This window comes from Pseudomonas sp. XS1P51 (genome assembly GCF_054897845.1).
The window spans coordinates 5,603,032-5,615,307 of the sequence record NZ_CM142707.1; the positions used below are offsets into that span (position 1 = coordinate 5,603,032).

The 12,276-nt window shown below is 59.4% G+C and carries 12 protein-coding genes; 10 read left to right on the forward strand and 2 right to left on the reverse strand.

What is annotated here, in order from left to right; all coding sequences use genetic code 11:
* Positions 1–61 precede the first annotated feature (61 nt).
* From tkt to fba, 6 genes are all read left to right on the forward strand, one after another.
* Positions 62–2,059, forward strand: coding sequence for a transketolase (gene tkt, locus ACYZUD_RS26000; RefSeq protein ID WP_462020773.1), 1,998 nt, complete (start codon positions 62–64; stop codon positions 2,057–2,059).
* Between the two features lie 185 nt (positions 2,060–2,244).
* Positions 2,245–3,303: an erythrose-4-phosphate dehydrogenase gene (gene epd / locus ACYZUD_RS26005; protein WP_462020774.1), complete on the forward strand. Its 1,059-nt coding sequence runs from the start codon at positions 2,245–2,247 to the stop codon at positions 3,301–3,303.
* A gap of 26 nt (positions 3,304–3,329) precedes the next feature.
* A complete protein-coding gene (locus ACYZUD_RS26010; protein ID WP_462020775.1) occupies positions 3,330–4,493 on the forward strand; it encodes a phosphoglycerate kinase in 1,164 nt (387 codons plus the stop codon).
* 34 nt (positions 4,494–4,527) lie between these two features.
* Positions 4,528–4,749, forward strand: a complete 222-nt coding sequence (locus tag ACYZUD_RS26015) for a hypothetical protein (RefSeq protein ID WP_462020776.1) — start codon at positions 4,528–4,530, stop codon at positions 4,747–4,749.
* A gap of 56 nt (positions 4,750–4,805) precedes the next feature.
* The gene (locus ACYZUD_RS26020) at positions 4,806–5,138 is read left to right on the forward strand and encodes an MliC family protein (protein WP_462020777.1); all 333 of its coding nucleotides are present in this window, start codon (positions 4,806–4,808) and stop codon (positions 5,136–5,138) included.
* 249 nt (positions 5,139–5,387) lie between these two features.
* The gene (gene fba, locus ACYZUD_RS26025; protein WP_054044249.1) at positions 5,388–6,452 is read left to right on the forward strand and encodes a class II fructose-bisphosphate aldolase; all 1,065 of its coding nucleotides are present in this window, start codon (positions 5,388–5,390) and stop codon (positions 6,450–6,452) included.
* A gap of 154 nt (positions 6,453–6,606) precedes the next feature.
* Here the strand turns inward: fba and ACYZUD_RS26030 are convergent, their stop codons facing one another.
* Entirely contained in the window at positions 6,607–7,275 is a 669-nt protein-coding gene (locus ACYZUD_RS26030; protein ID WP_462020778.1) for a polysaccharide lyase family 7 protein, read from the reverse strand.
* A gap of 322 nt (positions 7,276–7,597) precedes the next feature.
* Between ACYZUD_RS26030 and ACYZUD_RS26035 the strand changes: the two genes are divergently transcribed.
* From ACYZUD_RS26035 to ACYZUD_RS26045, 3 genes are all read left to right on the forward strand, one after another.
* Positions 7,598–9,721, forward strand: a complete 2,124-nt coding sequence (locus ACYZUD_RS26035) for a putative bifunctional diguanylate cyclase/phosphodiesterase (RefSeq protein WP_462020779.1) — start codon at positions 7,598–7,600, stop codon at positions 9,719–9,721.
* Between the two features lie 45 nt (positions 9,722–9,766).
* Complete coding sequence (locus tag ACYZUD_RS26040) at positions 9,767–10,255, forward strand: M48 metallopeptidase family protein (RefSeq protein ID WP_462020780.1); 489 nt, start codon at positions 9,767–9,769, stop codon at positions 10,253–10,255.
* Positions 10,256–10,356: 101 nt separating this feature from the next.
* Positions 10,357–10,653, forward strand: a complete 297-nt coding sequence (locus ACYZUD_RS26045; RefSeq protein WP_462020781.1) for a winged helix-turn-helix domain-containing protein — start codon at positions 10,357–10,359, stop codon at positions 10,651–10,653.
* Between the two features lie 107 nt (positions 10,654–10,760).
* Here the strand turns inward: ACYZUD_RS26045 and ACYZUD_RS26050 are convergent, their stop codons facing one another.
* Entirely contained in the window at positions 10,761–11,213 is a 453-nt protein-coding gene (locus ACYZUD_RS26050) for a GNAT family N-acetyltransferase (protein WP_462020782.1), read from the reverse strand.
* A 256-nt stretch (positions 11,214–11,469) separates the two neighbouring features.
* Between ACYZUD_RS26050 and ACYZUD_RS26055 the strand changes: the two genes are divergently transcribed.
* Positions 11,470–12,207, forward strand: a complete 738-nt coding sequence (locus ACYZUD_RS26055; protein WP_462020783.1) for a substrate-binding periplasmic protein — start codon at positions 11,470–11,472, stop codon at positions 12,205–12,207.
* The last annotated feature ends 69 nt before the right edge of the window (positions 12,208–12,276 follow it).

Here is a 12,276-nt window from a genome sequence, read left to right on the forward strand (position 1 = left end):
GCTCGCCTTTTTTCCGTTTCGTTTTATTCACTCTCGATTCAATATCCGCAGGAGAACAGCGATGCCCAGCCGTCGTGAGCGTGCCAACGCCATTCGTGCCCTCAGCATGGATGCCGTGCAAAAAGCCAACAGCGGCCATCCCGGTGCCCCTATGGGTATGGCGGATATCGCCGAAGTACTTTGGCGTGACTACCTGAAGCACAACCCGAGCAATCCATCGTTCGCCGACCGTGACCGCTTCGTGCTGTCCAACGGTCACGGCTCGATGCTGATCTACTCGCTGCTGCACCTGACCGGCTACGACCTGTCGATCGATGACCTGAAAAACTTCCGCCAGCTGCACAGCCGTACTCCCGGTCACCCGGAATTCGGCTACACCCCTGGCGTTGAAACCACCACCGGACCCCTGGGCCAGGGCCTGGCCAACGCCGTGGGCTTTGCCCTGGCAGAAAAAGTCCTGGCGGCGCAGTTCAACCGTCCCGGCCACAACGTGGTCGATCACCACACCTACGTGTTCCTCGGTGATGGCTGCATGATGGAAGGCATTTCCCACGAGGTCGGCTCCCTGGCCGGTACCTTGGGCTTGGGCAAACTGATCGCCTTCTACGATGACAACGGCATCTCCATCGACGGCGAAGTCGAAGGCTGGTTCACCGATGACACGCCGAAGCGTTTCGAAGCCTACAACTGGCAGGTGATCCGCAACGTCGATGGGCATGACCCGGAAGAGATCAAGATCGCGATCGAGACCGCGCGCAAAAGCGAGCAACCGACGCTGATCTGCTGCAAGACCACCATCGGCTTCGGTTCGCCGAACAAGCAAGGCAAGGAAGACTGCCACGGCGCCCCGCTGGGTGACGCGGAAATCGCCCTGACCCGCGCTGCGCTGAAATGGAACCACGGCCCGTTCGAAATCCCGGCCGACATCTATGCCGAGTGGGACGCCAAGGAAACCGGGCGCGCCACCGAAGCTGAATGGGATCAGCGTTTCGCGGCCTACTCCGCAGCCTTCCCGGAGCTGGCCAACGAGCTGATTCGTCGTCTGAGCGGCGAGCTGCCGGAAGACTTCGCGGAAAAAGCCTCGGCTTATATCGCGGAAGTGGCGGCCAGGGGCGAAACCATCGCCAGCCGTAAAGCCAGCCAGAACGCGCTGAACGCCTACGGCCCGTTGTTGCCGGAACTACTGGGCGGCTCCGCTGACCTGGCCGGTTCCAACCTGACCCTGTGGAAAGGTTGCAAAGGTGTCACCGCCGAAGACGCCAGCGGCAACTACATGTACTACGGCGTTCGCGAGTTCGGCATGAGCGCGATCATGAACGGCGTGGCGTTGCATGGCGGTCTGGTGCCGTACGGCGCGACCTTCCTGATGTTCATGGAGTACGCGCGCAACGCCGTGCGCATGGCGTCGCTGATGAAGCAGCGCGTGCTGTTCGTCTACACCCACGACTCCATCGGTCTGGGCGAAGACGGCCCGACGCACCAGCCGATCGAGCAACTGACCAGCCTGCGCAGCACGCCGAACCTCGACACCTGGCGTCCGGCTGATGCTGTTGAGTCGGCCGTGGCCTGGAAGTTCGCCCTGGAGCGTAACGACGGTCCTTCGGCCTTGATCTTCTCGCGACAGAACCTGCAGCACCAAACCCGCAACGCGATTCAGATCGAAGAGATCGCGCGTGGCGGTTACGTGCTGAAGGACTGCGCCGGCGAGCCGGAGCTGATCCTGATCTCCACCGGTTCCGAAGTCGGCCTGGCGGTTCAGGCCTACGACAAGCTGACCGAACAGGGTCGCAAGGTGCGTGTGGTGTCGATGCCTTGCACCAGCGTGTTCGATGCCCAGGATGCCGACTACAAACAAGCGGTTCTGCCGTTGCAGGTCAGCGCCCGGATCGCCATCGAAGCCGCTCACGCGGACTACTGGTACAAGTACGTGGGCCTGGAAGGCCGCGTCATCGGCATGACCACCTATGGCGAGTCGGCGCCTGCGCCAGCCTTGTTCGAAGAGTTCGGCTTCACCCTGGAAAACATCCTGGGTCAGGCTGAAGAGTTGCTGGAAGACTAAAGCACAACGCGGCGGCCCCCGGCTGCCGCGGTCCTTTGTAGGAGCTGTCGAGTGAAACGAGGCTGCGATCTTTTGATTTTTTAAGATCAAGATCAAAAGATCGCAGCCTCGTTTCACTCGACAGCTCCTACAGGGGAAGTGTGTTGTTAACGAGAATTCGTCTGCCTGCGTCTATCGAGAACCCCATGCCTCAACCGCGTCCCTACAAAGTTGCACTCAACGGCTACGGCCGGATTGGTCGTTGCGTCTTGCGTGCTTTGTTCGAGCGAGGGGCGAAGGCCGGGTTTGAAATTGTTGCGATCAACGATCTGGCTGACATGGCCAGCATCGAATACCTGACACGCTTTGACTCCACTCACGGGCGCTTTCCTGGCGAAGTGAGGGTCGATGGCGATTGTCTGCATATTAATGGCGACTGCGTGAAGGTCCTGCGCAGTGCCACCCCCGAAGGCATCGATTGGGCGTCGCTGGACGTCGATCTGGTGCTGGAGTGCTCCGGCGCTTATCACACCCGTGAAGACGGTCAGCGTTTCCTCGACGCCGGCGCACCACGGGTGCTGTTTTCCCAGCCGATGGCCAGCGAGGCGGATGTCGACGCCACTATCGTCTACGGCGTGAACCAGGATTGCCTGACCGGCGACGAGTTGCTGGTGTCCAACGCCTCCTGCACCACCAACTGCGGCGTGCCGCTGTTGCGCCTGCTGGATCAGGCCATTGGTCTGGAATACGTGTCGATTACCACCATTCACTCGGCGATGAACGACCAGCCGGTGATCGACGCCTATCACCACGAAGACCTGCGCCGCACCCGTTCGGCGTTCCAGTCGGTAATTCCGGTGTCCACTGGTCTGGCGCGAGGTATTGAACGCCTGTTGCCGGAACTTGCCGGTCGAATTCAGGCCAAAGCCGTGCGGGTGCCGACGGTTAACGTGTCTTGCCTCGACATTACGATGCAGACCGTGAGCGACACCGACGCCACCGAGGTCAATCGGATACTGCGCGAGGCCGCCACCACTGGCCCGCTCAAAGGCCTGCTGGCCTACACCGAGTTGCCTCACGCCAGTTGTGATTTCAACCATGACCCACATTCGGCCATCGTCGATGCCAGTCAGACTCGAGTTTCCGGCCCACGGCTGGTGAACATCCTGGCCTGGTTCGACAACGAATGGGGTTTTGCCAACCGAATGCTGGATGTTGCAGAACACTATCTGCAAACAGCGACTCCAACAAAACCTGCTCTCTAAGAACATCTATTCAGGAAATGCGACCCATGACCGTGTTGAAGATGACCGACCTCGATCTGCAAGGTAAGCGCGTACTGATCCGCGAAGACCTCAATGTCCCAGTCAAGGACGGTGTAGTCACCAGCGATGCGCGAATCCTGGCTTCGCTGCCGACCATCAAGCTGGCCCTGGAAAAAGGCGCGGCCGTGATGGTCTGCTCGCACCTTGGCCGTCCGACCGAAGGCGAGTTCTCGGCCGAGAACAGCCTCAAACCGGTCGCTGACTACCTGAGCAAGGCTCTGGGCCGAGAAGTGCCGCTGGTGTCCGATTACCTGAATGGCGTCGACGTGAAAGCCGGCGACATCGTGCTGTTCGAAAACGTGCGCTTCAACAAGGGCGAGAAAAAGAACGCTGACGAACTGGCCCAGCAATACGCCGCCCTGTGCGACGTGTTCGTGATGGACGCCTTCGGCACCGCTCACCGCGCCGAGGGTTCGACCCACGGCGTGGCCAAGTTCGCCAAAGTCGCTGCCGCAGGCCCGCTGCTGGCCGCCGAACTGGACGCACTGGGCAAGGCCCTCGGCGCCCCGGCTCAGCCAATGGCTGCCATCGTTGCCGGCTCCAAGGTTTCCACCAAACTCGACGTACTGAACAGCCTGAGCCAGATCTGCAACCAGCTGATCGTCGGCGGCGGCATTGCCAACACCTTCCTTGCAGCTGCCGGTCACCCGGTCGGCAAGTCCCTGTACGAACCGGACCTGCTGGACACCGCTCGCGAAATCGCCGCCAAGGTCAGCGTGCCGTTGCCGGTCGACGTTGTCGTTGCCAAGGAATTCGCTGAAAGCGCGACCGCCACCGTCAAGCTGATCGCCGATGTGGCGGCAGACGACATGATTCTGGACATCGGCCCGCAGACCGCGGCGAATTTCGCCGAGCTGCTGAAGTCGTCCAAGACCATTTTGTGGAACGGCCCGGTGGGCGTGTTCGAATTCGACCAGTTCGGTAACGGCACCAAAGTCCTGGCCCAGGCCATCGCGGAAAGCTCGGCGTTCTCCATCGCGGGCGGCGGCGACACCCTGGCGGCCATCGATAAATATGGCGTTGCTGATCAGATCTCCTACATTTCTACCGGCGGCGGCGCGTTCCTTGAATTCGTCGAAGGCAAGGTATTGCCGGCCGTTGAAGTCCTGGAAAGCCGGGCCAAGGCCTGAGGTCGCTGATTTGACCAGGCAAAGGAGTGTTCATATGGTCAGGACGCTAGCGTTGTTGATCGTTGCGAGTTCGCTGGCGGCTTGCGGGAGTAACCCGAAGGCCACGCCGGAGCCCGCGCCGCAATCGGTGGAAAAAGGCTGCTACCAGGCCGACTGGCAAGCCGAAACCAACCCGGTGATCAACAAGCGTTCCGGGCCTGATGGCCTGGACAAATACGAGACACAGACACCCGCCAAGGAACATGGCTGCCCTTGACGGGTCTGACTCTTTACTCAGGGCTGGCGGCGTGCGCTGTCAGTCGAGGAACACGGATGAAAGGTTTTATCGCCATTACGGCGCTGGCACTGCTGGCAGGTTGCTCGAATTTCAACCTGTTCAAGCCAGCCGAATCGACGGACAGTTGGACCACCTGGACCTGCGACAGCCAGGCCAAAGTGCTCTGGCGCTACATCGACGACAGCCGCAAGGAAGTCGACGTTCGCCTGGGCGGTGCCGATCAGGTCTATCGTTTAAAGCTTGAGCCAGGCGCTGAAGGTTCGCTGTACAGCAACGACATGCTGGCGTTTCACGTAAAAGGTGAGGAAGGCCTGGTGTACTGGGTCGCCACCAATGATTTGATCGGCCGCGGTTGTAAAGCGCAGTAATTGACACACCACGGACCTAATGTGGGAGCGAGCCTGCTCGCGAAAGCGGTCTGACAGTCACCGCACTGTTGACTGCAAAACCGCTTTCGCGAGCAGGCTCGCTCCCACAGGGACTGTGTAGTTCTTAAGATTTTTGTAAGACCGAATTCGCAGCCGGGACCAACCCCCGATCTGCAATAACTTGAATAGCCGCCGCCGCTACGGCAGGCTGGCACGATTAACGACCCTCAACCGGGAGAGACACACACAATGGCACTTATCAGCATGCGCCAGATGCTGGACCACGCAGCCGAGTTCGGCTACGGCGTTCCAGCCTTCAACGTCAACAACCTTGAGCAGATGCGCGCCATCATGGAAGCCGCTGACAAGACTGACTCCCCGGTGATCGTCCAGGCTTCGGCCGGTGCTCGCAAATACGCCGGCGCGCCGTTCCTGCGTCACCTTATCCTGGCGGCGATCGAAGAATTCCCGCACATCCCGGTGTGCATGCACCAGGACCACGGCACCAGCCCTGACGTCTGCCAGCGCTCCATTCAACTGGGCTTCAGCTCGGTGATGATGGACGGTTCCCTGGGCGAAGACGGCAAGACCCCGACCGACTATGACTACAACATCCGCGTAACCCAACAAACCGTGGCCATGGCTCACGCCTGCGGCGTATCGGTAGAAGGCGAGCTGGGCTGCCTGGGTTCGCTGGAAACCGGCATGGCCGGTGAAGAAGACGGCATCGGCGCCGAAGGCGTTCTGGATCACAGCCAAATGCTGACCGACCCGGAAGAAGCCGCTGACTTCGTCAAGCGCACTCAGGTCGACGCCCTGGCCATCGCCATCGGCACCAGCCACGGCGCGTACAAGTTCACCAAGCCGCCAACCGGCGACGTGCTGGCCATCGACCGCATCAAAGAGATCCACAAACGCATCCCGAACACTCACCTGGTGATGCACGGTTCGTCTTCGGTTCCACAAGACTGGCTGGCGATCATCAACCAGTACGGCGGCGACATCAAAGAAACCTACGGCGTACCGGTTGAGGAAATCGTCGAAGGCATCAAGCACGGCGTGCGCAAGGTCAACATCGACACCGACCTGCGCCTGGCATCCACCGGTGCGATGCGTCGCCTGATGGCCACCAACCCGAGCGAGTTTGATCCGCGTAAGTTCTTCGGCGCGACCGTGACTGCGATGCGTGACGTGTGTATCGCTCGTTACGAAGCCTTCGGTACTGCCGGCAACGCTTCGAAGATCAAGCCGATTTCGTTGGAAGCGATGTATCAGCGTTACCTGAAAGGTGAGTTGAACGCCAAGGTCAACTAAGCCTTCCGCGTTTGAGTTGCATAAAAAGACCCGCCGAGAGGCGGGTTTTTTGTGGATCAAAAGATCGCAGCCTTCGGCAGCTCCTACAGATGTACGCGATCCAATGTAGGAGCTGCCGCAGGCTGCGATCTTTTCTGCGGTTGACACGATTTGGTTACTTATCGTGATCAATATCCAGCTTGGTAAACGTCACTTTCCCGCCTTCGCTGGTGTACCCGGTGTGGTCCTGCACATACACCCCGGCCTTGAAGTACAACGGCTTGTCGCGCCAGGTCTTGCTGATGTCGGTATCCCACTGGTAACCGGCAGCGCTGATGCCCAACGCTCCGCCCGGGCTCAGGTGGATGAGGTAGGAAAACTCCCGGTCTAGCTTTACCCCGGTGGCGATGGTGATGACCCGGCCTTCGCCGTCATCGGGGCGCATGCGGACTTTGGCAACGATGTTGCCCGATTGCGTCGAGGTCTTGTATTGATACTCGAGCTTCACCATGGGCTTCTGGCTTTCATAGGCGTGGATCTGCCCGATGACGATCTTGCCCGAGCTCGGTACCTGGTTCACGGCCAGGGTGGCACGCAAGGAGTTGTCGGCATCCGGGTAGAGCCAGTTTTTCAACGTGCCGTTGCTGTAGGTTTCCCGCAGTTCGGTGCGGGGATATTTCGCGTTTTCAGTGCGGGTACCGGTCACGGGGGACCAGAAAAACAAGGTGCCGGTGTCGGAGTGGAAGTATTGATCCTTGAAGCCTTTCACCAGTTTTGGAGTGTCAACGGTGTACGGCGGATTGCCGACAGGAACACTGAGGTTCCAGGTTGCTAGATCGATCATAGGCAAAAGCTTCCACGGATTTTTGCAGCACGGACGTACCAGAAGCTCTAGCACGCGCCTTGTAGGGCAGTCTTTATAAGCGTAGAAGGCAACTTTGTTAACGTCTGTCTGACAGATGGATGACGTCAAAATCCTGTTAAAAGGCCATCTCTCCCGTTTTTAGCGGGCTGTAGAGGCGACCGTTAGTCGGCAAATGAACTCTTTGGTTAAATGATGGCGTACTGACACCTTCTGCTTTCACGGATCCAGGTCTAGAGTGAGGGCTTAGTATTTGTCCGGTTTTCACAAGAAACCGGCCTGACGCCCCGACAAGAGAAGCAGCATGGAATGCGCGCACCCCACGCCAGCCGAAGGCAGCTCGATCCTTTTAATCGTCGATGATTACCCTGAAAACCTGATCAGCATGCGCGCATTGTTGCAGCGCCAGGATTGGCAGGTCATGACCGCCGCCTCGGGCTTCGAGGCTCTGAGCCTGTTACTTGAGCATGATGTCGACCTGGTGCTGCTGGATGTGCAGATGCCGGGCATGGACGGTTTTGAAGTGGCGCGCCTGATGCGCGGCAGTCAGCGAACCCGCCTTACGCCCATTATTTTCCTCACCGCCAACGAGCAGTCCCAGGACGCCGTGATCAAAGGCTACGCCAGTGGTGCGGTGGATTACCTGTTCAAACCGTTCGACCCGCAAATCCTCAAACCCAAAGTCCAGGCACTGCTTGAACATCAGCGTAATCGCCGTGCGTTGCAGCGCCTGAGCCACGATCTGGAGGTTGCTCGCGCGTTCAACGCCTCGGTGCTGGACAACGCTGCCGAAGGCATCCTGGTGGTCAGTGAGGACGGTCTGATCCGCTTTGCCAACCCGGCGATGTCGCGACTGCTCAATGCCACGGTGCAGGACCTGCAAGGCAAAGAGTTTCTGGACTTCCTGCAAAAGCCGCATATCCCGATCTGGGCCGATTCCGAACTGCTGGCCGGTTACAAACGCGGCGAAACCCTGCGCCTGCACGATGCGTTGCTGCGCACGGCGCCCGGTCAGCAGGTGCCCGTGGCGCTGTCTTGCGCGCCTTTGCCCGCCGAGCAACATGCCATGGTGGTGACGGTGCTGGACATGTCGGTGGTGCGTCATCTGCATCAGCAATTGGAGTTTCAGGCGGTCACTGACCCGTTGACCGGGCTGCTCAACCGTCGCGGCTTCTACCAGACGGTGGAAAACCTGCTGCTGCGTGGCGAACGGTCCGACAGTGCCTGGGTGTTGTTGTACCTCGATCTCGACGGCTTCAAGCGGGTCAACGACTCCCTGGGCCATGATGCCGGCGACCGGGTGCTGCGGTGGGTGTCCGAGCAGTTGAAGGCCTGTCTGCGGCCGTTCGACATTCTGGCGCGCATGGGCGGCGACGAGTTCACAGCATTGCTGGACCTGGAATTTCCTGAGCAAGCGGCGAAAATTGCCGAGAAGTTGATTGAACGGGTGTCGATCTGTCAGCAAATCGACGGTCTGGATATCGCATTGGGCGCCAGCATCGGCATCGCCACATTCCCGGATTGCGGCTCCAATCTCGACGGTTTGCTGCGGGCGTCCGACATCGCCATGTACGAAGCCAAGCGCGCCGGCCGTCAGCAATATCGCTTCTACGATCACGAAATGAACGGCCGGGCACGCTCGCGGTTGATGCTCGAAGAAAGCGTGCGCGCCGCCATCGAGAACCGTGATTTCAATTTGGTGTATCAGCCTCAGGTGGCCATTGCCGGCGGGCAGATTCGCGGGTTCGAAGCGCTGTTGCGCTGGCAGCACCCGAGTGTCGGCGACGTACCGCCAGGGCTGTTTCTGCCATTGCTGGAAGAGGCACGGTTGATCAGTCGTCTGGGCAGCTGGATCTATCAACGCGGCGCGGGCCAGCGCAAAGCCTGGGAAACGTTGTTTGCCGATGACCTGGTGCTGGGCGTCAGTTTGAGCAGTACGCAGTTCGGGATGCCCAACCTGGTCACCGAGTTGCGCCAGGTGTTGGAGCGCCATGGCTTGCACGCACGTCATCTGGAGGTCGAGGTCACTGAAGAGGCCTTGATGCATAACCCCGAGGAAACCCGTAAACAGCTCCGCCTGCTACGCAATCTGGGGGTGCGGGTGGCCCTGGATGACTTCGGTTCCGGGCCGTGTTCGCTGTCTCATCTGCGGGATCTGGGGCTGGACACGCTGAAACTCGACCGGCATTTGATCGCCCGGTTGCCGGAGTCCGCACGGGATGCGGCGCTGGTGCGCAATGTGATCGACCTGTGCAAGCAGTACGGGATGCTGGTGATTGCCGAAGGGGTGGAAACCATTGCGCAATACGAGTGGCTGCAAGCCAATGGCTGCGAGTACGTGCAAGGTTTTCTGGTCGCAAGGCCGATGATGGCCGAGGACACCGGCCACTTTGTGCAGCCGTTCGACTGGAGCGCGCTGACCCGCTGAATTCGCTACACTGGCGACCTTTTCGTGACGTGTGTTGCCGCCCCGATGACGTTGAAATTCCTCCAGGCTTACCCCGCTGCGTTGCAGGACCAGGTGCGCTTGCTGATCACCGAAGGTCGGCTGGGCGAATACCTGAGCCAGCGTTACCCGCAAAAGCACGACGTGCAGAGTGACAAGGCGCTGTACGCCTACGCGCTGGACCTCAAGCAGGAATACCTGCGCAACGCCCCGGCCATCGACAAGGTCTTGTTCGATAACCGTCTGGACCTGACCCACCGCGCCCTCGGTCTGCACACCACGATCTCCCGGGTGCAGGGCGGCAAGTTCAAGGCCAAGAAAGAAATTCGTGTGGCGTCGTTGTTCAAGGACGCACCCTCCGAGTTTCTGAAAATGATCGTGGTGCATGAGCTGGCGCACTTCAAAGAGTCCGATCACAACAAAGCGTTCTACAAGCTGTGCGAACACATGTTGCCGGGGTATCACCAGGTGGAGTTCGATTTGCGGGTGTACCTGACGTGGCGGGATATGCACTGAAAGATCGCAGCCTTCGGCAGCTCCACATTGGAAGGTGCACTCCCTGTAGGAGCTGCCGAAGGCTGCGATCTTTTGATCTTCTAATTAATCGGAACACGTAGATGGACGTAAGCAAAACCAAGAGCAGCTTCTATCGCCGATTATACGTGGCCTACCTGATCGACAGCGGGATCGCCAGCAGCGTCCCGGCGCTGACCGAAGTGACCGGCATGCCTCGGCGCACAGCGCAGGACACCATCGCGGCGTTGGCGGATCTGGATATTGTTTGCGAGTTCGAGCAGGAAGAGGGCGCGCGAAATCATGCCGGGCGCTATCGGATTCGCGAGTGGGGGGCGATTGATCGGGGGTGGATCGAGCGCAATCTTCGGCAGATAAAAGCGGTGTTGGAATATCCCTGATTCCTGCGCTGACTGAGCTGACGCTATCGCGAGCAGGCTCGCTTCCACATTGATCGCAGGTGCGATGAAGATCCACTGTGGGAGCGAGCCTGCTCGCGATGGGGCCCTTAAGGACGCCGCATCCCGATATGCGGAATGTCATCCTCCAGATACTCCTCGCCCGCCACGACAAACCCGTACCGCCCGTAATACCCCTGCAAATGCGCCTGCGCCGAGAGATAGATCGGTACTTCAGGCCAGCGTTTTTCAGCCTGCTTCAGCGCCTGACTGATCAACTCATGACCCAGCCCCTTGCCGCGGGCCTCTGGTGCGGTAATCACCCGCCCAATGACCACATCGCCACCCTGTAGCTCCGGGTCGAGCAACCGCAGGTACGCCACCAGCCGATCCCCGTCCCAGGCCATCAAATGGCAGGTATCACCTTCCAGATCCTGGCCATCAACGTCCTGATAAACGCATTTCTGCTCGACAACGAACACCTCTGCGCGCAGCTGCAAAATAGCGTACAGCTGCTCTTTGCCCAGATCACTATGGTGTTTGCAGACCCAATCGATTGTCATCTTCACATTCCTTGAACAACGTCTGTCCGATACTAAGCGCCCTTGCGAAAGATGTCTTGATGGCAGAGAAAACTGTGACAAAGGCCAAAATGCCATCATTCATTTCGCGCGGCGTTGCCTTCTTTGTGTAATCTTCGATGACGCGCTATGCAGTGGCTTCAATGAGCTAAGGTTAGACCGGAGTTATGCCGGTACAAAGGGCCTTGAGTTTTGGCTGAAAACACGTCGGGCAGCCCGCCCGCTAAGGATTTCTGGCATGCCGCGATTGCATCGAGCCTTTGCCTTGATTGGATTGCTGTTGCTGACTCAGAGTGCGGCAGCGGAAAAGCTGCGGCTGGTCGCCGATGCCTGGCCTCCCTTTACCGACGCCACGCTGACTAATGGCGGGTTGGCCACGGACATCGTCAGCACCGCGCTGGCCCGGGCCGGTTATGCCAGCGATTTTGAACAGGTGCCCTGGGCGCGCGCCTTGATGGGAGTGGGCGAGGGGCGTTACGACGTGCTGGTGAACGCCTGGTACACCGACGAACGCACGAAACTCGGCCAGTTTTCCGGCGAGTACTTGCTCAACCGCGTGCGCTTTCTCAAGCGCAAGGACGCGCCGATCGAATTCAATAACCTGCAGCAATTGCACACTTACCCGATTGCGGTGGTGCGCGGTTATGCCTATTCGCCAGCGTTCGATGACGACGTATCGCTGCAGAAAGTCCCGGTGCACAGCTTCGCCATGGCCGTGCGCATGGTCGCCGCCGACCGGGTCAAGCTGACCCTGGAAGATGAATACGTCGCTCGCTACTACCTGGCCCGGGAATCCGCCAAGGTGCGCAATGCCGTGGAGTTCCTGCCCAAGCCGCTGAGCGAGAACAGCCTGCACATTCTGGTCAGCCTGAAAAATCCGCAGCATGAACAGATCGTGGCCAATTTCGACCGTGAGATTGCAGAGATGAAGGCTGACGGGAGTTATGAGCGGTTGATGAAGCAGCACGGGATGTAAGGCTGATCCTGAATCTTCAGGGGGGCTGACGTCCCCTTCGCGAGCAGGCTCGCTCCCACAGTGGATCTT

Coding starts and splice junctions, on each gene's coding strand:
- tkt (WP_462020773.1), top strand. CDS start 62: ATGCCCAGCCGTCGTGAGCGTGCCAACGCCATTCGTGCCCTCAGCATG.
- epd (WP_462020774.1), top strand. CDS start 2,245: ATGCCTCAACCGCGTCCCTACAAAGTTGCACTCAACGGCTACGGCCGG.
- ACYZUD_RS26010 (WP_462020775.1), top strand. CDS start 3,330: ATGACCGTGTTGAAGATGACCGACCTCGATCTGCAAGGTAAGCGCGTA.
- ACYZUD_RS26015 (WP_462020776.1), top strand. CDS start 4,528: ATGGTCAGGACGCTAGCGTTGTTGATCGTTGCGAGTTCGCTGGCGGCT.
- ACYZUD_RS26020 (WP_462020777.1), top strand. CDS start 4,806: ATGAAAGGTTTTATCGCCATTACGGCGCTGGCACTGCTGGCAGGTTGC.
- fba (WP_054044249.1), top strand. CDS start 5,388: ATGGCACTTATCAGCATGCGCCAGATGCTGGACCACGCAGCCGAGTTC.
- ACYZUD_RS26030 (WP_462020778.1), bottom strand. CDS start 7,275: ATGATCGATCTAGCAACCTGGAACCTCAGTGTTCCTGTCGGCAATCCG.
- ACYZUD_RS26035 (WP_462020779.1), top strand. CDS start 7,598: ATGGAATGCGCGCACCCCACGCCAGCCGAAGGCAGCTCGATCCTTTTA.
- ACYZUD_RS26040 (WP_462020780.1), top strand. CDS start 9,767: ATGACGTTGAAATTCCTCCAGGCTTACCCCGCTGCGTTGCAGGACCAG.
- ACYZUD_RS26045 (WP_462020781.1), top strand. CDS start 10,357: ATGGACGTAAGCAAAACCAAGAGCAGCTTCTATCGCCGATTATACGTG.
- ACYZUD_RS26050 (WP_462020782.1), bottom strand. CDS start 11,213: ATGACAATCGATTGGGTCTGCAAACACCATAGTGATCTGGGCAAAGAG.
- ACYZUD_RS26055 (WP_462020783.1), top strand. CDS start 11,470: ATGCCGCGATTGCATCGAGCCTTTGCCTTGATTGGATTGCTGTTGCTG.